This is a genomic window from Streptomyces sp. AK02-01A (assembly GCF_033795305.1).
Taxonomy (GTDB): Bacteria; Actinomycetota; Actinomycetes; order Streptomycetales; family Streptomycetaceae; genus Streptomyces.
The window spans coordinates 1-19,026 of record NZ_JARBAE010000072.1 but is presented as its reverse complement, the minus strand read 5'-3'; the positions used below and the strand labels follow the sequence as shown (position 1 = coordinate 19,026).

At 69.5% G+C, this 19,026-nt stretch carries 23 protein-coding genes and 2 pseudogenes; 23 read left to right on the top strand and 2 right to left on the bottom strand.

Annotated features, from left to right (window positions below):
- Positions 1-203 precede the first annotated feature (203 nt).
- The 10 genes and pseudogenes from PV679_RS34490 to PV679_RS34445 form a co-directional block, all read left to right on the top strand.
- A pseudogene (locus PV679_RS34490) lies at positions 204-1,514 on the top strand (VirB4 family type IV secretion system protein); the annotation flags it as partial.
- Positions 1,515-1,528: 14 nt separating this feature from the next.
- Positions 1,529-1,801 carry a hypothetical protein gene (locus PV679_RS34485; protein ID WP_319685078.1) on the top strand — a complete coding sequence of 91 codons (273 nt, stop codon included), beginning with the start codon at positions 1,529-1,531 and terminating at the stop codon, positions 1,799-1,801.
- Positions 1,798-2,553 (top strand): hypothetical protein, encoded by a 756-nt coding sequence (locus PV679_RS34480; RefSeq protein WP_319685075.1) that lies wholly within the window; start codon positions 1,798-1,800, stop codon positions 2,551-2,553. The genes PV679_RS34485 and PV679_RS34480 overlap by 4 nt, the downstream gene beginning before the upstream one ends.
- Positions 2,550-3,521, top strand: coding sequence for a glycosyltransferase family 2 protein (locus PV679_RS34475; protein ID WP_319685073.1), 972 nt, complete (start codon positions 2,550-2,552; stop codon positions 3,519-3,521). The genes PV679_RS34480 and PV679_RS34475 overlap by 4 nt, the downstream gene beginning before the upstream one ends.
- A gap of 84 nt (positions 3,522-3,605) precedes the next feature.
- Complete coding sequence (locus PV679_RS34470; RefSeq protein ID WP_319685070.1) at positions 3,606-4,178, top strand: hypothetical protein; 573 nt, start codon at positions 3,606-3,608, stop codon at positions 4,176-4,178.
- A 172-nt stretch (positions 4,179-4,350) separates the two neighbouring features.
- Positions 4,351-4,722 (top strand): hypothetical protein, encoded by a 372-nt coding sequence (locus PV679_RS34465; RefSeq protein WP_319685068.1) that lies wholly within the window; start codon positions 4,351-4,353, stop codon positions 4,720-4,722.
- Positions 4,723-4,817: 95 nt separating this feature from the next.
- Positions 4,818-5,390, top strand: a complete 573-nt coding sequence (locus tag PV679_RS34460) for a hypothetical protein (protein ID WP_319685066.1) — start codon at positions 4,818-4,820, stop codon at positions 5,388-5,390.
- Positions 5,391-5,597: 207 nt separating this feature from the next.
- The gene (locus tag PV679_RS34455) at positions 5,598-5,996 is read left to right on the top strand and encodes a hypothetical protein (RefSeq protein ID WP_319685064.1); all 399 of its coding nucleotides are present in this window, start codon (positions 5,598-5,600) and stop codon (positions 5,994-5,996) included.
- The gene (locus tag PV679_RS34450) at positions 5,993-6,334 is read left to right on the top strand and encodes a hypothetical protein (RefSeq protein WP_319685062.1); all 342 of its coding nucleotides are present in this window, start codon (positions 5,993-5,995) and stop codon (positions 6,332-6,334) included. Before PV679_RS34455 ends, PV679_RS34450 begins: the two co-directional genes overlap by 4 nt.
- 336 nt (positions 6,335-6,670) lie before the next feature.
- Positions 6,671-7,120, top strand: a pseudogene (locus tag PV679_RS34445) (hypothetical protein).
- 63 nt (positions 7,121-7,183) lie between these two features.
- Here the strand turns inward: PV679_RS34445 and PV679_RS34440 are convergent.
- Positions 7,184-7,657 carry a hypothetical protein gene (locus PV679_RS34440; RefSeq protein ID WP_319685060.1) on the bottom strand — a complete coding sequence of 158 codons (474 nt, stop codon included), beginning with the start codon at positions 7,655-7,657 and terminating at the stop codon, positions 7,184-7,186.
- Between the two features lie 281 nt (positions 7,658-7,938).
- On the opposite strand from PV679_RS34440, the gene PV679_RS34435 reads away from it, so the two are divergent.
- Together PV679_RS34435 and PV679_RS34430 are read left to right on the top strand one after the other, a co-directional pair.
- Positions 7,939-8,361 carry a hypothetical protein gene (locus tag PV679_RS34435; RefSeq protein ID WP_319685058.1) on the top strand — a complete coding sequence of 141 codons (423 nt, stop codon included), beginning with the start codon at positions 7,939-7,941 and terminating at the stop codon, positions 8,359-8,361.
- Positions 8,358-9,140, top strand: coding sequence for a hypothetical protein (locus PV679_RS34430; RefSeq protein ID WP_319685056.1), 783 nt, complete (start codon positions 8,358-8,360; stop codon positions 9,138-9,140). Before PV679_RS34435 ends, PV679_RS34430 begins: the two co-directional genes overlap by 4 nt.
- On the opposite strand, the gene PV679_RS34425 is transcribed toward PV679_RS34430, so the two are convergent.
- Positions 9,131-9,343 carry a hypothetical protein gene (locus tag PV679_RS34425; protein WP_319685054.1) on the bottom strand — a complete coding sequence of 71 codons (213 nt, stop codon included), beginning with the start codon at positions 9,341-9,343 and terminating at the stop codon, positions 9,131-9,133. The genes PV679_RS34430 and PV679_RS34425 overlap by 10 nt on opposite strands.
- A 973-nt stretch (positions 9,344-10,316) precedes the next feature.
- Here PV679_RS34425 and PV679_RS34420 point away from each other — a divergent pair.
- The 11 genes from PV679_RS34420 (at position 10,317) to PV679_RS34370 (ending at position 18,943) form a co-directional block, all read left to right on the top strand.
- Complete coding sequence (locus tag PV679_RS34420; RefSeq protein WP_319685052.1) at positions 10,317-11,075, top strand: hypothetical protein; 759 nt, start codon at positions 10,317-10,319, stop codon at positions 11,073-11,075.
- 19 nt (positions 11,076-11,094) lie between these two features.
- Positions 11,095-11,508, top strand: a complete 414-nt coding sequence (locus PV679_RS34415; protein WP_319685050.1) for a hypothetical protein — start codon at positions 11,095-11,097, stop codon at positions 11,506-11,508.
- On the top strand, positions 11,505-11,918 hold the full coding sequence (locus PV679_RS34410) for a hypothetical protein (protein ID WP_319685048.1): 414 nt from the start codon (positions 11,505-11,507) through the stop codon (positions 11,916-11,918). Before PV679_RS34415 ends, PV679_RS34410 begins: the two co-directional genes overlap by 4 nt.
- A gap of 102 nt (positions 11,919-12,020) precedes the next feature.
- Positions 12,021-12,419, top strand: a complete 399-nt coding sequence (locus tag PV679_RS34405; protein ID WP_319685046.1) for a hypothetical protein — start codon at positions 12,021-12,023, stop codon at positions 12,417-12,419.
- Between the two features lie 172 nt (positions 12,420-12,591).
- Positions 12,592-12,975 carry a hypothetical protein gene (locus PV679_RS34400; protein WP_319685045.1) on the top strand — a complete coding sequence of 128 codons (384 nt, stop codon included), beginning with the start codon at positions 12,592-12,594 and terminating at the stop codon, positions 12,973-12,975.
- Positions 12,972-13,778: a DUF317 domain-containing protein gene (locus PV679_RS34395; protein WP_319685043.1), complete on the top strand. Its 807-nt coding sequence runs from the start codon at positions 12,972-12,974 to the stop codon at positions 13,776-13,778. Before PV679_RS34400 ends, PV679_RS34395 begins: the two co-directional genes overlap by 4 nt.
- A 147-nt stretch (positions 13,779-13,925) precedes the next feature.
- A complete protein-coding gene (locus PV679_RS34390; protein WP_319685041.1) occupies positions 13,926-14,762 on the top strand; it encodes a DUF317 domain-containing protein in 837 nt (278 codons plus the stop codon).
- A 22-nt stretch (positions 14,763-14,784) separates the two neighbouring features.
- Entirely contained in the window at positions 14,785-15,384 is a 600-nt protein-coding gene (locus PV679_RS34385; protein ID WP_319685040.1) for a hypothetical protein, read from the top strand.
- Positions 15,385-15,386: 2 nt separating this feature from the next.
- Complete coding sequence (locus tag PV679_RS34380) at positions 15,387-16,157, top strand: DUF317 domain-containing protein (protein ID WP_319685038.1); 771 nt, start codon at positions 15,387-15,389, stop codon at positions 16,155-16,157.
- A 42-nt stretch (positions 16,158-16,199) separates the two neighbouring features.
- Positions 16,200-17,993, top strand: a complete 1,794-nt coding sequence (locus PV679_RS34375) for a type IV secretory system conjugative DNA transfer family protein (RefSeq protein ID WP_319685036.1) — start codon at positions 16,200-16,202, stop codon at positions 17,991-17,993.
- Complete coding sequence (locus tag PV679_RS34370; protein ID WP_319685034.1) at positions 17,990-18,943, top strand: site-specific DNA-methyltransferase; 954 nt, start codon at positions 17,990-17,992, stop codon at positions 18,941-18,943. The genes PV679_RS34375 and PV679_RS34370 overlap by 4 nt, the downstream gene beginning before the upstream one ends.
- Positions 18,944-19,026 lie beyond the last annotated feature (83 nt).

Here is a 19,026-nt window from a genome sequence, read left to right as displayed (position 1 = left end):
GGTACTTGTTGTCTGGATATATTTTGAACGTTTTTTCAGAAGGCACGGCCCGTCTGTTTTAAATGCTTTGGGGTCCGAGGCCGCCTTCGGCAAAGATGGGATGTGCGCGGGCGGCGAGGGCGGTCGGCATGCGGGGGGCGGACAGTTTCAGCCGGTTCGGGCGGGCGGGGGCGGGCCCGGGGGGTCGGCTCGGGGGGTAGGTAGGGCGCCCCGGGCCCGCCTCCGCCCGCCAGAACCGGCTGAAACTGCCCGCCCACCGCATGACGACCGCCGTCGCCGCCGGCGCATATCCCTTCTTGGCCGAAGGCGGCCTCGGCGCCGAAGGCATCTACATCGGGCGCGACGTCCATGCCGAAGCAAGCTTCGTATTCGATCCGTTCGCGCTGTACGGCAAGGTCGAGGGATTCACCAATCCGAACCTTCTGCTCGCCGGCGTGATCGGCCAGGGCAAGAGCGCGCTCGCCAAATCCTTCGCGCTGCGCTCGGTCGCCTTCGGATACCGGGTTTATGTTCCGTGCGATCCCAAGGGCGAGTGGACGCCGGTGGCAAATGCTCTGGGCGGACGATCTGTTGCGCTGGGGCCTGGGCTGCCCGGCAGGCTGAATCCCCTGGACGCGGCCCCGCGTCCGGAGAGCATCTCCGAGGCCGACTGGACCGGCGAGATCCGCAACCGGCGCCTGCTCCTGCTGGGCTCCCTGGCCCGGACCGTCCTCAGCCGAGAACTGATGCCCATGGAGCACACCGCTCTGGACATCGCCCTGGACACCGTCGTCACCCACGCCGCCGACACCGGCCGCACCCCGCTCCTCGGTGACGTCGCCGCCACCCTCAACAACCCCCGTGCGCTCAACGAGGCCGCAGCAATGACGTCCGGCCAACTCGGCGACGCGGCCCGTGACCTGGCCCACGCGATGCGCAGACTGGTCCACGGCGACTTGGCCGGCATGTTCGACGCCCCCTCCACCGTGGCCTTCGACGCCAGCGCGCCGATGCTCACCATCGACCTGTCCCGGCTCGGCGGCTCCGGCGACGACACAGCGCTGGTCCTGGCGATGACCTGCGCCTCCGCCTGGATGGAATCCGCCCTCTCCGACCCGAACGGCGGTCGGCGCTGGATCGTGTACGACGAGGCATGGCGCCTGATGAGGCACGCCGGCCTGTTGCAGCGCATGCAGGCCCAGTGGAAACTCTCCCGCGGCCTGGGCATCGCCAACCTGATGGTGATCCACCGGCTGTCCGACTTGCTCACCGCCGGCGACGCCGGATCACAGAGCCGCGCTCTCGCCGAGGGCCTCCTCGCCGACTGCAGCACCCGCATCATTTACCGCCAGGAGACCGACCAGCTCCACGCCGCGGCCTCCCTGCTCGGCCTGACCTCCGTCGAGATGGATGCCATCGCACACCTCAACCGCGGCCGGGGCCTGTGGAAAGTCGCAGGTAGGAGCTTCATCGTGCAGCACCTCCTGCACAGCCACGAGCTGGCGCTCTTCGACACCGACGCCCGCATGCACTGAACAGCAAGAGGCCCGTGAAACCCGACATCCAGCGCAAACTGATACCGCGCGACGGCACCCTTCGCCTCATCGGCGCGCCTAACGCGATGAAGGACAAACTCCTCGACGCCGAACACAACCTGATCGACGCCAACGACGAGTACGAATTCGACTTCACCCCTCTTCCGCAGCCAACGCCAGACCCGCCGCTGCACCACGCACGTCTGCCTGCGGGCCGAGGCGGTGAACCCCGGGCCAGGAGTCTCACCATCAAACCGCCGGGAATCGAACCCGGGGCCGGGCCATGACTGATGCGTCCCCGTACGCCGCGTCCGTTGCCTACGCCGATACCGCGGGGGACGGAGCCCTCGGCAGGGAGTGGCTGTTCGGTGTGCCATACGCCGGGAGCGACGGAGATCTTCTGCCGTGGTGCCTGCACTGCGGTGCTCAGATGGTCGCTCCGTGCTCGCCAGGCGACACCGGCCCCTACGTCGATCTCGCTGACGGCGAGACCGACCCGGTCTGCAAGGACGATCACGATCACTTCCCCGTCTACCTCTGGACCCCTCACGATGCCTGGTACACGGTCAACTACGTGGACCTCACCAGCGTCCATCGCGCGGCCGACCTGAACGGAGCCGCACGCATCGGCCCGTTCGACGTCGGCGAGCTATACGGCATCGGAGCCCAGCACCAGCGTCACCAGCGCAACCCGGCCGAGGAAGAACGGCACCAGCAAGAAGCGGCGAACCGGCACAAGCGCCAACGAGTCGCTCGCTACCGCGCCCTCTACCGGCAGCTCACTCCCCTGAACACGCTCAGCAGCAGACACGCCCAGGCCCTGCTGTACGACGTCGCCGGTGTCCCGCCGGGTCAGCGCCGGCCGCCCAAAGAGCTCTATCGAACCATCGCCACGCGCTGGCATCCCGACCGCGAGGACGGCGACGCTCAGGTTTTCGCGCTCGCCACCGAGGCTTACCGCATCGTCGCAGCACGCTCCGCCGTACCTCGCCCCGCACCGCCCAGCGATCCGCCTCCGGCACGGCCGTCCCTGAAGTGACCAGTGCCACTCCGTGCAACTGCCGGCCCCTGGTCCGGACGTGGGCCCGCACCGACCTCGCCGCCTTCGCCACGGCCGTCGCCGAGGCTCTTCCCACCACCGCAATGAGCCCGACACCGGCTCGCGTCAGCCGCTCACACTCCCCTGGGGGATCACTGCCCCGGCACGTCCGTCCCGAGATCACCATCGTGATCGCCACTCAACTCCGCCCGGAACGCCTCACCTATCTCACCGAACTCCATGCCAGCCTCACGCGGCAGACAGTGCCCTGGGAGGCGGTCCTGGTACTCGACGGCGCGGACCCCACCCACGTGCCCGCACCGCTGCGTGCTGACTCCCGGGTCCGTGTGCTGCCCCTGCCCCGGCCCGTCGGCGCCGCCGCCGCCCGCAATCTCGGCCTTAGCACCGTCAGCACCCCGTACGTCTGCTACAGCGACGACGACGACCTGCTCAGCGACGACAGCCTCGACGTGCGATACCGCCGGATCACCGAGACCGGCCTGGGCTGGGTCGCGGGTCTGATCGCGGACCTTCACCCCAACGGCGCGAGCACGCTGTGGCACTGCCCGGCGCCTGCGGGCATTCATCAGCCCGGCGACGTGACAACCTACTGGAGCAGTCCCGGCGCGCAGATCCCGATGTGCCAGACCATGCTCCTCGCCCGCACCTCGCTCATCGTGGCAGCAGGCGGGCACGGAGGGCTGCCCCAAGGGGAGGACCTCATCATGGTCACCGGCGTCACCTCGCTCGCCGCCGGTGAACTGATCCCGCACGTCGTCTACTTCTACCGTAAGCACCCCGGCCAGATGACCGCCGGCCCCGATTTTCAGAGCCTTGAAGAAGACATAAGACGGTTCGCCTTCGAGCACGGACGCCAACTCCGCGCCACCCTCAGCGACATGCGCGCTGCAAAACCCGCGACGCCATGCCTTCAGCGGGAATCCCGATTGACAAGGATTCAGGCGTGAACGTGGCGAGGTCCGGCCACCTTCCGTCACGCGGCATGGTGCGCGGGCCGGCCCGATCGCTCCCCTCACCCTTACGGAACACTCTTGGCCCCAGAAGTCGACAACCCAGATGACCTGCTGCGTCTCGCCGGACGCATCTCCAAATACGCCCGCCGGCTGTCCGACCCGCACCTGCACGCCGACAACGTCGTCACCGCGCACATCGAAGACCAGATCGCGTCCATCGCCGACCTGCTCACGACCCTGGCGTACGAACTCATCTACCGGCAAGCAGAAGCCGGCCGGTTCCCCCGCCGGCACGCCCAAGTCCACCGCCGGGGCACCGCCGCCCTGGCCCGCGCCGCCCAGCCTGTAGGCCACGCCCTCGGCGACCTCGGCGCAGTCGTGGAACAGCTCGGCTTCCTCCACGAGATCGCCGAGTACGAACCGACCTCCGAGCACGCCGACGCTGTCCGCTCCGCGAACGAGATCATCGGTGACCGCCTCGGCAGCGCCGGCTCCCATCTCAATGCCGCGGCTCAGCAACTCGAACAGGACGCACACCGCCTTCTGGACCCGCGCAGCGACCGCAAACTCACACGCGGCGCGGCCCCGATCCAAGTCCCCGCTGCCGTCTCTCATCTCTCGCCCGCACCGCGACCGCCCTCCCTCCGCTGACCCGGCCCTGCTTACTTCCGGGAGTTCCCCTGCGTCATCCCGATTTCGAGGTGTACGACAACGTCGGCCGTACCAACGAGCAGATCCACGCCTACAACACCAACAGCCCACCAGCGACGACCTCTATCGCTGAGCTGCGCGTGACGCACGCGGATTCACTGACTCCCTGGCCGTGGCCGAGGCCGGGCAGAGCATCACCGCCTGGACCGACCATCTGCACCGCGCCCGCAGCGCGGCGGAGTTCCAGGCCGTGACCGACGCGGTCCTGGGCGATGGTCACAGCGCGCTCGGCGCCCTGCACCAGTTCCTCGAAGCCGCCGCCGAGTGGTGCGACCGCAATAAGGAACCGGAGATCGCCCGCAGCTACAACGCCGCGGCAAGCCGCTTGGGCGGACTCGGTAACCAGCTCGCCTATCTCGCCGAAGACCATCTCGCCCGCACCTATAACCCCTTGCCGGCCTCGGCTCGTACGGCACCGGTCCGCGCCGCCTCCGTGCCACCACCTCCGGCCGCGGGTGCTCCGTCTCCTCGCCCGCACCGCTGACCTGCCGCCGAAGGAGTCCGACTCTGTCGATCCGATCGTTCATCGCCCGCCCCACCGATACTGGCTACGAGGGAATCTACGTTCACCTCGACGGGGTGCCCAGCCACCATCTCCCGCTGCTGCTGACGGCGTACCAATACCGGTTCGGCTGTGACCTCGACGCCTTGGGCCGGCACCTCATCGACACACCGTGCTGCGTGGCCTGGGACGAACTGGGCACCGACCTTCTCGACGGTGCGCCCAACGCCCTGCCGGCCGCGCTGGCCGGCGGCGAACGGTGGCCCAGCACGACGCTGGACAACGTGATCACTCCGGACGGTTCACCACCGACCCGCATGACTGTCACGGACGAAACCGCCACCGGGCAGGACATGCAGTGGGGCTACGTCCTGCATCCGTCCGGCATCGAAGTCATCAGCGTCACCGAAGACGAGCACGGCCCGCCGGTGCGGTGGGACCCGGACACCGTTCAGCGACCACCCCCGACTGTGGCATCCCCGCCCAGTTCCAGCGAACCCGCCACCACAGGCGGCGCGGATTCCCGCCACGCCGACGGCCGTTCCCGCTCCGGCCGCGCCCTCCACCCGCCGCTGAACGACGCCCCGCCACCGCCGAGACCGCCAGCACCGAGCCGATGGCGCTGTGGCCGGCGGAAAGCGAGCGCCTGATCGACCTGCCCAGAACTGCCGCCCCCGCCGCCGAATCTTCCAACGCGTCGGCAACAGCCCACCCCGCTCCGCCGGCTCCAGTCCTGCCGCCATCCCCCAGCCCGGCATGTCCACCCGCTGCCCCCGCTCAAAAAAGGATCACCTCTGTCCGAGCATCATTTCCATTTCGGCTCTCACCCCGACCACGGGTTCGTCGCCACCGCGACCGTGAAGACGCCCGCGCACCTGGCCGAGTGGTTCCTCGTGCGCGAGCAGTTCGAACGGGTCCCTGGCACGGCAGGGCTGTACCGCCTCACCGACCCGGAGACGGACGGCCCACGGCGTACCCGGCAGGCCGTCCACGATCTGCGGAAGATCGGGTTCCATGTCCAGGCCGATCTGTCCCTCGACCCCGCCCGCACCGAGGGCCGGCCGCTCCCGGCCGCCCGCACCGGGCTGACGGACCACCGGGCCCGCATCGCGCGAGCCGCCGCCCGCTCGCCCCAGCGCGACCCCGGCCCCACCACCACACCCCCCGGCACCAGCCTCAACCGGCCTGTGCCGGCACATATGCATCCCGGCAGAGCCATACAACCCGGCGGCCACGGACACGGCAGACGGCCGTGAGCAGCGCCCCCATCCGCATCCTCCGTGGGCGCGGTGGTCAGGTCGAAGTCAAGGGCACTCTCGACGATCTCGCCGCCGGCATCCTCAGACGGGCCGGATTCATGACCTTCCCCACCCTGTCCGGCCAGTGGGTCCGCCTGCCGTTCGACCTGGGCGAAGCTCGGGAGAACCAGCGCGCTTCCTGGGCCGCCGACATGCTCACCGCCGCCCGCTACCCGGTCGAACTCGACCCCGCCCTGCGCCCGTCCGGCACCAGCACCGCATCCTCCTCCGCACCCCGGGGCGAAGCCGCCATGACCGCGCAGCCCCCTCCGTCCGGACACCGTCGTAGCCGCTGAACCACCCCGAAGGAAGACTCATCCCCGACACCACCCCGGTCCTCCACCGCGCTCCCGCACCGCCGCCCGCAGAGTCCCCCTCGGCCGTCTTGGCGCAGCGAACCGCTGATGCGTGGCCGGCCATCGCTACCTGGCGCGTCGACGGACATGACCTGATCGACCACGCCCTCAAAGCCATCCCGCATCGGACGCCCGGCCCCGCCACGGCGCTTCCGCCCCCACCGCCCCGGGCCGGACACCGCCTCTTCCCGCTCTGATCACCTCATCGACAAGGAACCCCTGCCCATGCCTGTCCCCACGACCTGGAACGTCCACCACCACCCCTGTGGACACGACATGACGCATGACCTGTCGGACCGGCCCGCCGACAAACGGGCCGGCTTCGCCCGCTGGCTCGCCGGGCGTGCCTGCACCGACTGCTGGAAAGCCGCCCGCGACAACGACACCGCCAGCAAAGAAGAGTGGCTCGCCGCCAGGCGAGCGGAAGAACAGGCCGCCGCGAAGGAGTGGGCCACCCAGTTCGACATGCCCCCGCTGGAGGGCCCCGAACGGACCCTGGACTGGGGCGAGCGCTCCCGCCACCAGCTGGTGACCACCGCCTACACCACCCTGGTCGCCGAGGGCACCTGGGACGACGCCGACTGGGCACAGTTCGAGGAGAAGATCCGTTCCGTGACGCGGGCCGGCTGGTGAATCGACCAGAGGGACGCCGACGGCACCGACCTGCCCGAACTTCTCGGCGCCGCCACCGACGACGACCGCGGGACACAGAACCCCTACCGATAGTCCCACCCGGCTCATATACCCGACATTTTAGCGAAACCGGGGGATCCTCCAGCTCGGCCAGACTCAACCGGTCGCAAGTGCATCGGTGCCCAGGTCCAGTCGCATCGTGGCCCGCACTTGTGCCAGGGCGCCCATCACCTCGCGAAAAGCGCGCTCGCACTCCTCATCCCCGTGTGCCATGCCTGTGCCCGTCCCGTCGCGTAGCCGGCGCACACTGCGGAAATATGCGAGAGCCGGATCGACAACTGTCCCGGGGGCAAGTACTTCCAGTTGGTAGCGCAGTTCGTAGCAGCCTGCGAACTTCTGACGCGCGATGAGGGCACGCTCGGCGTCGGGCATCGCGCGGTCAAGAATGATGAGTGCCAGCTCGCCCCGTACCTGTGAGAGCGCACCAAGGTAGGCCCCATACAGGTCGCGCTTGCTTCGCCTCCATTCGCCGATCGCCTCGCGCCGATCCTTGCGGACTTCTACGAGCACGGTCGAACCCATCGCGATGGCGGCACCGAGGACTGTGGCAAGGAGTGTCATCCATTCCATTCCGGCACGCTAAAAGAAGGCAGCGGTGCCCGCTAGAGCGCATTCAGCGTGACCGGGACGAGAGCGAGAGCTGCCCACCCCCGTCACGAACCTCTGAAGTCACTGGTCAGAGCACCGACTTGTGCAAGTGATGGATGAGGTTCGTCACGCCGTCACCGGCGGCGGCCACAGAATTCCCCGGGCGCTTATAGCCGACGATCCCCGGTTAGCGAAACCGGGGATCCTGAAGACCATTGAATCCTCCCCACCGCCACCCGTGCTGCTTGTGGAAGGACTCATCTGTGCCCGACACCGTCTCCCGTCTGCCGTATGTCCCCGCCGACATCCTCACCCCCGAAAGAGACATCACCCACCGTCACTTCACGGCGGGTGACGAGATCGTGATCCTCAAAGGGGTGGCCGGAGGGCAGTTGTGGGGCGAGACGATGACGGTCGTCGCCCCGTCGTGGCACACCCCGACCGACGAGGACGGCTGGCGGCTGCGCGACCCCCATGGCGGCGCACGTACCTACATCACCGGTCACCCGCGCTATCTCGTCCACTTCTCCCGCCGCTGCCCCGACTGCCTCATCCACCTGCGGGCCATGGAGGACTACCTGCTGCCCAAACTCACCGGCGCCACCGGCCCGGTCGACTGCGGCTGGTACGCGCTGACTGGCCTGAACCAACTGGTCCACGCCGCCGATGCCCGGAGCGCCCGATGACCGGCGACAGGCCGCCCGGGCGCCATGCCCTCCTGGACCAGGTACGCGCCAAAGCCCGCTCCGTAGCGGTATCCGGTGGCCGCTGGCCCAGCATCCTGGCCGGCCTGCTCGGTGAAATCGGAGCCACCTGGCAGGAATCCGCCGACGTGTGCGGGGACGTCGCCTGGCAGGCCCGTGCCGGCGGACACAGCGCGCTCCTCCTGCTTGAACCAGAGCAGATCACCCGCCCCAGCACGGAACCCGTCACCGCTCGTACCTATCGGCACGTCTACCTGGGAACCCTGCGCTATGACTTCCGGTGCCGCACCATCGAGACCCTCCTGCACGCCCTGCCCGACGGGGCTGCGGACGAACTCGACTGCTACAGCCACGCGCTCGGCGTCTTCGCACTGCTCGGCCAGTCCCGCACGACCGGATACGTCGGCATGGAACAGGTTCTCGGCGAGGCCGGCGACCACGTCAAAACACTGCATGTGCTGCTGCACGGTCTATGGCTCGGACACCGTTTGCCCGGCCGGGAGGAGCACATGCTCCGCCTGCTGGCCCGCCCACCGTTCGCCGCCCGTGCCGATCCGATCGCCCTGTTCCGCGAGGCAGCGGCTCGCCGGGGCCTCGGACAGCACCACAGGGCCCTGGAAGCGATCGACCGCGCCCTGGATCTGCTGCCGCCGGGCGATGCGGCCGTGCACGCGGACCTCGTCCGGGAACGCTCCCTCATCACCGCCGCCCACGACTGGCAACGGCTCACCATCCCCGCCGCCGAGGCGAATCAGCGGTGATCCTGCGCCTCCACCCTGGCGGCGTCGACTCTGCCGAGGCCCTCGCTGAAGCGCTCGGCCGGCCTGTCAGCGACCAGGAAGGGCTGACCGACCATACGGTGGTCGCGTACTGGCATGAGCGGCACCGATACCTCCTCGACGACGAGCGCGTGTTCTGGACGCCGGCCCAATGGGCCGCGCACCTGAATGGCGACAACCGGCATGATGCCTTTGTCGGCCGCCGGTCCGAAGGCCGACTTCCCATCTGGCATCTCAGCGTCCGCCTGGCATCGGACGACCGCACTCTCACCGGGCCCGAGTGGTCAGAAATCGCGCATCGGCTTGCCCGGGCCGCCGGCATCACGCGTCCGGGCGACCAACAAGGATGCCGCTGGGCCGCTGTTCAAGGGCAGCCCGGGCGACTTGACCTGCTGGCCAACCTCGTACGTGAGGACGGCATCTGGCAGAACCTACGACCGCGGCTACCGGAGCAGCTTAGGGCCGAAGCTCGTCAGATCGAGTCCAGTCTCCAGCTCCGTACGTCTCAGCCGCACAGCACTCGCGCACCGGGCGTGACGGCGACCGACCTGGAAGCGGCCAGCCTCGCGGGGCAGATCGACCAGTTACTGTCCCACCTCATCGACGAGCACGCTGGCCCGCTGGCCCGCTGGCCACCGTGCGCGGCCTGGTCGAATACGCGGCACACCGTCTCACCGGCCCGCCCCAGCCCTACGGCCCCGAGACGAGAGTTCGTCTGGACTGGGCGGCCCGCCGCATCTCCGGGATCCAGCAGGAACTCGATCACATCGCCACCAGCCTGCGTGACCACGCACGCAACGCTCCGGCCATACCGCCGGCACCAGCCGCGCAGCCAGCCCCAGGCCGTGGGCGTCCCGGTTGACCCCTCTGCGGAAAGCTTTCCTTCTTGGCCCTGGCCGACCGCCTGCTGACCCTACGACGTGACGCCCACTCCGGTGAGGTCCGCGCCCGCGGAGGCGACCCGGTACATCCGCGGCGACCTCGCTGACCGGCACGAGCCGCATCCGCGACGCATCGCGTGCCGCGGCGACGTTCTGGCCGACGACCACGAAGCGACTGTCGTCTGTGCCTGCCCGCCTCCCGCGCCGCGCGCTCCCGCCGGCCCGGGCGCCGCGCCGGCCCGGCGGCGCTGAATCCCCCCTTTGCTCTGAGGAGACCATGCCCGACCCTCGCGACACTCGCGATCTCGAATCGTTCGCCATGGCACTCGCCGACGAACTCCCCGGCCGGTGGCGTAGCGAGTACCACCGGCACACCGTGTACGACGACCAGTTCTCCCTCGCCGAGGACGTCTGGGACATGAACCTCGTCTCGGCCGCGGTAGCCCAGTACGTTCTGGAGCACGATGCCGTGCTCACGCGCGACGACGGCGCCCGCCTCTACGTCATCGGCCGCCCGCGCCAGGACGAGGAGTACCTCGTGGCCGCCATGGCCCCGGCGGATGTCGTTCCGGAAGCCTTCCGGGGTGTGCGTGAGCCTGACGGCATCGTTGTGCCGGACGACCCGTTCCGCGCGGCGGATGACATCACCGCGCATCTGCTGCCCCGCTACGACAAGGCGTTCGCCCAGGTCCAGCACAACGCCCAGAGCTTGGCCCCGCAGGCGGCGGTCCCCTCCGACGGGGCCGACCGTGTGGAGATGACGTGGGCCGACGACGGCGGGCTCGTCGCCCGGCCCGCGAGCGAGGACGCCGCCGCAGTCCTGCGCGACAGCGGCTTCGTCTACGACGAGCGGCAGCAGACGTATGTGCTCTCCGGAGATGACACCGCCGCTCAGGGCCGCTCGGCGCGGGCCGCCGGTGCCCGTCTGTCCGCTCTCGGCATCGGCGCTGTCATCCGCAACGCGCCCTCGAAGCCCGCCCTCGACACCACCACCCGGGCCGCGCCGACACCGGCCAAGCCCGCCCGCACCCGATGACCGAAGGAGGCACCGGCCTGTGAGCCTGGCCGACGAGACAGGCACCGACGTGGAAATCTACCGACGCCACGGAGACGACGGCGTCTACGCCGACAGCCATACCGGAGCACCCGAGCAACTCCTCGCCCTGCTGGACCGTCTCGGGCTGGAACGCCACACCATGCCCCACGCCTATGTCTGGCACCGAACTCCTGAGCGGCTGAGCGAGCCGGAAAAGATGCGCTTGGCCAGTCGTGCCGCAGTTGTGCTCGCCGCCGCCGGCTATCGCGCGAACATCGACCCCGGCGTATTCGACCGGGCCGCCCACGACACCGCCGTCGCCGAACTTGCCCCGCGGCGCAGTGCCGCCCGCCCTTCCCCGGCACCCGCTCCACCGGCCGGGAGCACTCCCGTATCCCGGCCGCTGCCCCTGACCATTCGAAGGAAACCGTGAATCTCGCCGATGAAAACGGCACCGACGTAGAGATCTACCGGCGCTACGGAGACGACACCATCTATGTCGACAGCCGTACCGGATCACCCGACCGGCTCGTCGAGACCTTGGACGACATCGGGACGACGCGGCACACCGATGGCCCATACACCTGGCGTCAGCTCCCCACCGACGGCTTCGCCGAGGAGGAAGTGCGCCAGTCGGCCACGGGTGCCCTCTTCATTCTGGCCATGGCCGGCTACCGGGCCAATCTCGACCCCGCGCTCTTCGACCGGGCCGCCTACGCGGCCCTGCTCGACCACGCCGCCGACCGGCGCGAGCACTACCGCCGGCAGGACGCGGCCCGCTCTCCCCGCCCGGCCCAGCCGAAGGCGGCACCCGGCACCGCGGCCGGCGGGAAACGCCGGTGAGCACCGCCCCCGCTGCCGCCGATATACCGTCACCTACACCCCCGCGCCCCTCGTCGCTGTCCTCGCAGCGAGGGACTGCCTTGTTCCCAGGAGGACTCTGACATGGGAAATCGTGCCGACGTCACAGGCAGTGACGTCGAGGTCTACCGCGACGCAGTGAGTGGCACCATCCGCGCCGACACTCCCACCGGCGCCCACGAGACCCTCCTCGCGGTGCTGGACAGCCTGGGCCTGGAACGCAGGACCGTGACCACGGCCGGACCGGAGTATGTCTGGCACGAGGTACCCGAGGGCTTGTCCGAGGACGAGCAGAAGCGTCTGGCCTCCCGTGCCATCCCCACCCTGCTCATGGCCGGATACGCCGCCAACATCACCACCGCAGCCTTCGACCCGGACGCCTACCTGGAAGCCGCCAACGAGGTCAGAGCCCAGCACGCCGTACCGGACGCCCCGGCCGTGGCTCCGCACGCCGGCACCGCCCGGCCCCGGCACGGTCGCTGAACCATCTGTCCCCAGTCGCCCCCACCTTCGACGATCCGGCCCTTTCCCATCCCGCGCACACCACCGCCAATCAGCGGCGCCCGCAAGCCTCGCCTGGCCGTATTCGTCCTTCGCCGTTACCTGCATCCCCGGCCCATCGGCACGATCCCCCCGCCCGGCGAACCGGAGGACAATGACTGACCCGAACCCCTACGCCGTTCGTCTCGCTGACGAGATCGCCCGCCTGATCGACCTGCTCGGTGATCACCTGACGCAGGCCACGTCCCGGCAAGCCGCCCAGATCCTCACGAAGGTCCTCGACTCCGAGAAGGGCATCCTCGGCCGCCTCACCACCCTGGTGGCGACCGGCTCCCAGCAGGCCAAGCACCACACCGAGGCAGGGACGTTCCCGCCCGAGGTCTGGCTCGCTCTGGGCCGCGCCGCGAACGCACTCGACGACGTATGCCTGGACCTCGACGAGCACGCCGACGACGTGCGCCGGCTCGCCCAAGCCGCGACGCCCGCCCACGCCGTGCCGGCAAACCGCTTCTCCTGCGCGGGCGGGCCGCGCCGGTGAGAAAGCGACAGCAACGCGCGAGTGCGACGGCCGGGCAGCAGCAGGCCCAGCAGTACTACCTCGTCACACCACGCCATCTGGCCGGCGGCGGCGACCTACGACACGTGACCGAGTATCTGCGCGCCTCCGACTGGCGCGACCGGTCTAAGACCGGCGGACCGATCATCTTCGAAAGCCCCGACCGCACCGTCCGTGTCGCCTACAACCCGCACACCGTCCCGGCTGGTTGGACCATCCGCGCGAAGGCCACCGCCCACCAGCAAGCCTGGCGCGCTGTTCTCAGTCCCCACGTACCGGTCGAGATCGTCGCGGGATTCTCCGACGCCCTGACCACACCCCGCTCCGCGCACGCCCCCAACGTCTGGTCACCCCTGCAAGACCACGGGTGGCAGGCCGGTCGCGGACACCACACCACCGCGATCAGCCCGGACGGCAGCGCCTTCGTGCAGTTCCACCAGCCCGCCTCCGGAGAGGTCCGCTGGTGGGCCGGCGCCCGAACCGAGCAGGGCCAACGGGCCTGGGACGCGACGTTCACCTCCACCACCCCCATGCATCTCGTCCTCGCTTTCACCACCGCCCTGGCCGACCCGCTGCCCGTGATGCGACCGCGCGGGCACGTTCCGCCCGACCAGCGGATCCGCACCACCTCCGTGTCGGTACGGCCTGATGAAATCGCGGCCTGGCAGCGGAACCGTTTGGCCCTCGCCCGCGCGGCCCGAGTGTCCGCGACCACCGCCCGGACAGGGAGCACCGCACCCACGATCCGCCCGCACACGGCGGGCACATCCCGGCCACGCCGCTGACCGCCCGGCGACTCAACCCCCGACTTCCACTCCAAGGACGTGCATGTCCCCCCTCGCAGAAGTGGCATCTCCGCACTTCCCCGTCGGCTCGCTGCGACAGCACCCAGCGCGCACCGCCGCGCAGCCCGGCTGCGGGCACGGTGATCCGTGCCTCTGAGCGAGCGGCACCTGGCCGCGTTCGCCGCCGACCATCAGTCCACGCTGCAGTTCGACACCCAGCCGCGCTCCCTGGCGGGCCCCGGCGACCCGCGCCACGTCACCCACCCATTGCTCGCCGCCGGGTGGAAAACCGCCTCTGACCCCTCTCTTCCCCGGGTCCGTCTCGTCAGCCCTGACGTGCTGGTGGAGGTGACCATCGATCCGACACCGACCTCATCCGGGTCCTGGTGGCGCATCGGAACCCCAACCTCCGCCTACGGCCCCTACTGGCATATGAGTTTCGGTGGCCTCACGCCGTCGGAGATCGTGGCCGGCGTCGCCGACGCTCTCTGCCGGCCCGTCCCGGACGGCGAGAGCGATGTGGGGCAGATCCTCAACGACGCCGGCTGGACGGGCGTTCCGGTGGCCGGCGCCCCGGGGCTCGCGGTCTCTCCCGACCAACTGATCCATGCCGAGTGGCTGGAGGAGGACGGACGGGCCTACGCCTGGCGAGTCGAAGCCGCCGTTCGCCACGATTCGAGCCACGACGTCGACCATGTCTGGAACGCCTGGATCGGGGACGGCACACCGCCGCATCTGGTGGCGGGGCTGGCACGCGCGCTCGTCGACCCGCAACCGGTGCTCAGGGGGATGCACGACCAGCTCGGCCATTACAGCGCGGTCCAGCATCCCAGCGCCACCACCGGCACGCAGGTCGCCGCCGCACACCACCAGCGCGTGGCAGCGGCCCGGACAGCGGCCCGCCGCGCCCGACACACTCCCGCTCCGGCCGCCTCCGCTTCCCCCGCACCCACCAGCTCTCCGCTCCCCACGCGGAGCCGGTGAACCTCCACACGGAAGACCATCTGTGAGCACTGACCACCCCGGCGACCGCGCGGTTCATGACCCCGCTCTCCAGCAACTCGCCGCGTTCATCCGCGAGAGCGAGCAGATCCTCGCCGACTGGGACACCTACTCCGACCAGCACACCGACCTCGACGGCTGGCCGCACGACGGCTACGCCTACGGTATGCGCGCCCAGCGCCGAGACGCCGATACCTGGCGGGCCTTCACCCGCGTCCGCTCCAGCGCCAAGGACATGCTCGCCACCGCCGAGACACAGATGCGGCGGCTCCCGGCCACGGCCATCCAGCCACGATGGACCTACCAGCTCGGCCGCCTCCACAGCGCGCTCGAACGGCTTACCGAACTGCGGGACGACTGGCTCGCCACCCGTGACAGCCTGCCACCCTCGGCCGAGCCGGGGAGCGCGGAGTACGACGACGCGCGGGCCGAGCGGAACGGCGAAGCCTGGTCCTACCTGGACGAGTGGGCATCCGCCGGCGACGTCCTCCTCGAAATCCACCGCGCGGCAGAACACATCCCGCCCACACCGCCAGCCCATGAGCCGGTGTCGACCCCGGCTCCGCCACCACCGGCCGGCCACTCGGCAGCGGCCAAAAGGTGACCATGCACAACAACATTGAGGTGGCGCTGGTCTCTCCCCGCTACCTCGCCGGGGGCGGCAACCCCGCCTGGATCACCGTCCCACTCCACCGGGCCTGCGGCTGGAGCCACGGCCACGACCCCCTCATGCCCCGCGTCATCCTCTCCAGCCCCGACCAGAAGGCCGTGCTCCGCCTGGACCCGAGGCCAGGCGAGCCGTGGTGGAAACTCCGGCACGCTCGCGTCGGCGAACAGCGCTCCTGGTCGGCGGCCTTCGACGCGCGCACCCCGGTCGAGATCATCGCCGGATTCACCGACGCACTCACCGCCCCCAAGACCGGGCCGGGGCCCACGCCCCACCCTTACGATCCGCTGCGGCAGGCCGACTGGCGGGACGCGCACGGCCACGACGGCCTCACCTCCCCGGACGGAATCGCCCACGTCAAACACGGCAACGACGGCGCCTCCGACGGCTGGTTCGTCACGACCATGGTCAGCGAGGATCCCGAGGGCCTGATCTGGCAGGCGTACTTCAGTCGCGACACCCCAGCGCACCTGATCGCCGGATTCACCCGCGCGCTTGCCGACCAGACCCCGCTGCCCCGCGATCCCTACCCACTCCGCATCCCCGCTCACAGCCGCCGCCATTTTCACGTCACCCAAGTTCTAGTCCCGGCCATCGACGTTGCCTTCCCGCTGGAGAACCGCGTCAGGACACTCGCCGACCGGCAACCGTCCCATCCAGCTCCCGCGCCGCGGACATGGAGTGCGCCGCCGCCCCGACGCACCCGCTGACGCGGCCCGCCCGACCATCGACCCCGCCCACGGATCCGCCCCTTGCCCAAGCCCACGTCCCCATCGACCCCCGACACCTACGACATCCTTTTCAAGATCCTGCTCGGCACTGCCGCCATCGGCGTTCCCCTGTCGAACCTGGCCTGGCTCTGCGGGAACACCACCGCCTGGCTCACCAACTCCGGTCCATGGACGCCCTACCGGCCGGCCGATGCCCTCTTCCACCGCGACCAGCTCTGGCCCACCACTGGACACACGACCCTGCTCATCGGCGCGCTCATCGTCCCTGCGCTGATCACGATCATGCTCGCTGCCCTCGGCGCCCTGTGGTGGACCCGCCACAACAGCGGGAGCAGTAAGGCGAAGCGGGTCGCCGGGATGGCGAAGCAGAGGGACATCGAGCCCCTGCTCGCCAAGGCGATCACCGCCAAAGCGCGCGCTCTGCGGCCGAGTCTGAAGGACGCCAAGCGCATCGACGCCGGCGACTCCGGCATCCTCCTGGGTAACCTGCAGGGCACGAGGCACGAGGTCCGGATGGGGTACGAGGACGTCGCCGTCGCGATCATGGCTCCCCGCTCCGGCAAGACCACGAGCCTGGCCATCCCGTCCATCCTCAACGCTCCCGGCCCCGTCCTGCTCACCTCCAACAAGGCCGCGGGCGACGCTTACACCACCACCCTCGACGCGCGGGCGCGGGCGGGGCGGACGTGGTCAATGGATCCCCAGCAGATCGCGCACGCCGCACGAACCATGTGGTGGAACCCGCTCGCCGACGCCACCACCCTCGACGGCGCCGGCCGCTTGGCCTCACACTTCCTCGCCGCGTCCGTGGACGCCTCCCAGCAAGGCGACTTCTGGTCCAAGGCCGGCTCCAACATTCTCAGCCAGCTCTTCCTGGCCGCCGCCCTCGACGAACGGCCGATCACCGACGTCATGCAGTGGCTGGCCTTCCCCGCCGACCGTACCCCCCTCGACATCCTCCGCGACCACGCCTTCACAGCCGTCGCCGCCCAGCTCAAGGGAACCGTGGAGGGACCGCCCGAAACCCGGGACGGCATCTACGAGACCGCGAGGCAGTACGCCGCCGCCCTGCTGAACTCGGAGATCGCCGCGTGGGTCACCCCGCAGGAGAACATCCCCGAATTCCGGCCGTCCGACTTCGTCACCAGCACCGACACCCTCTACCTGCTGTCGAAGGACGGCGGAGGCGGCGCGAGCGCGCTGATCGCCGCGTGCGCGGACTCCGTCATGCGGGCCGCGACCACTCAGGCCGAACGCGCCGGCGGTCGCCTCGACCCGCCCATGCTGGCGATCCTCGACGAGGCCGCCAACGTGTGCAAAATCAGTGACCTGCCCGACCTGTACTCGCACCTGGGCTCGCGCGGCATCATCCCCCTCACCATCCTGCAGTCCTACCGCCAGGGCCAGAAAGTCTGGGGCGACGCCGGCATGGACTCCCTGTGGTCCGCCTCCACCATCAAGGTCATCGGATCCGGCATCGACGACCCCGACTTCGCCGACAAACTCTCCCGGCTGATCGGCGACCACGACGTCGAGACGAAGTCGACCTCGGTCTCCGACTCCGGGAAATCGACCAGCTTCAGCATGCGGCAGGAACGGATCCTGCCCGCCGACGCCATCCGCGCCCTGCCCAAGGGCACCGCACTCTGCTTCGCCACCGGCATGCGCGCCGCCATGCTCGACCTGCGCCCCTGGTACCTGGAAGACGGAGCGGACGAACTGTCCACCGCGTCAAAACGCGCCTCGGCCGGCATCACCCAGCGAGCCGTCGCCAAAACGACACCGAAGCGGTCCGACTTCGGGACGGCCGCGTGACACTTGCCAGCACCGGTCCCGAGCACCCCAGGAGTGCCGATCCGATTCGGCTCCCCTCGGGACGTCTGCACTACACCACTCCGCTGGGAGCCCAGTACAGCGGAGACAGCCGCCTGCTGCTCGGTGAACTGCCGCCGCAGAGCGTGGATCTTTTCGTTACGAGCCCGCCGTTCCCGCTGCTGCGGCCCAAGGAATACGGCAACGCCGACCAGAACGATTACGTCGAATGGCTCCTGCCCTTCGCCGCCGCGGCCCACCGGGCACTCCGCCCCACCGGCAGCCTTGTCATGGAGATAGGCGGCGCTTACCAACGCGGCCGTCCCACCCGGTCGTTGCACCAGTTCCGCACCCTGCTCGCCTGCACCGACCGCCTCGGATTCCACCTCGCCCAGGAGTTCTACTGGCACAACCCCTCACGGCTGCCGACCCCGGCCGAATGGGTAACCAAACGCAAGATCCGCGCCAAGGACACCGTGAACACCATCTGGTGGCTGTCAAAAACCCCTCACCCGAGGGCAGACACCACCAAGCTCAAGACCCCTTACTCCGCGTCGATGAAAAAGCTCCTGGCAGACCCGGACCGGCACTACAGGCCGATGCTCCGCCCCTCGGGCCACACCGTCAGCGAGCACTTCGGCCAGGACACCGGGGGCGCGCTGCCCGCCACCCTGCTGTCAGTGCCCAACAGCACCTCCAACGACGCCTATCTACGCGCATGCCGTCTCCGCGGCACACGACCGCACCCCGCCCGCTACCCGGCGAGAATCCCGGAGTTCTTCATCACCCTGTGCACCAACCCCGGCGATCTCGTCGTGGACTTCTTCAGCGGCTCCAACACCACCGGCCACAGCGCAGAACTGCTCGGCAGACGCTGGCTCGGTATCGACCTCGACACCGACTACGCCGCGGCATCAGCCGCACGCTTCCCCCAGGCCGCCGTCCCAGCATGAGCAGGACCCCTGGTCCCTTATACCAATCTCCAGCCCACGAGACAAAAGGAAAACTCGAATCCCGTTTTTTGCTTAAAAAAAAA

Excerpts from the sequence above, each read along its gene's own strand:
- PV679_RS34380 (WP_319685038.1), top strand. The coding sequence starts at position 15,387 with ATGCACAACAACATTGAGGTGGCGCTGGTCTCTCCCCGCTACCTCGCC.
- PV679_RS34400 (WP_319685045.1), top strand. The coding sequence starts at position 12,592 with ATGACTGACCCGAACCCCTACGCCGTTCGTCTCGCTGACGAGATCGCC.
- PV679_RS34420 (WP_319685052.1), top strand. The coding sequence starts at position 10,317 with ATGCCCGACCCTCGCGACACTCGCGATCTCGAATCGTTCGCCATGGCA.
- PV679_RS34425 (WP_319685054.1), bottom strand. The coding sequence starts at position 9,343 with ATGCCGGTTGTCGCCATTCAGGTGCGCGGCCCATTGGGCCGGCGTCCA.
- PV679_RS34430 (WP_319685056.1), top strand. The coding sequence starts at position 8,358 with ATGACCGGCGACAGGCCGCCCGGGCGCCATGCCCTCCTGGACCAGGTA.
- PV679_RS34405 (WP_319685046.1), top strand. The coding sequence starts at position 12,021 with ATGGGAAATCGTGCCGACGTCACAGGCAGTGACGTCGAGGTCTACCGC.
- PV679_RS34480 (WP_319685075.1), top strand. The coding sequence starts at position 1,798 with ATGACTGATGCGTCCCCGTACGCCGCGTCCGTTGCCTACGCCGATACC.
- PV679_RS34440 (WP_319685060.1), bottom strand. The coding sequence starts at position 7,657 with ATGGAATGGATGACACTCCTTGCCACAGTCCTCGGTGCCGCCATCGCG.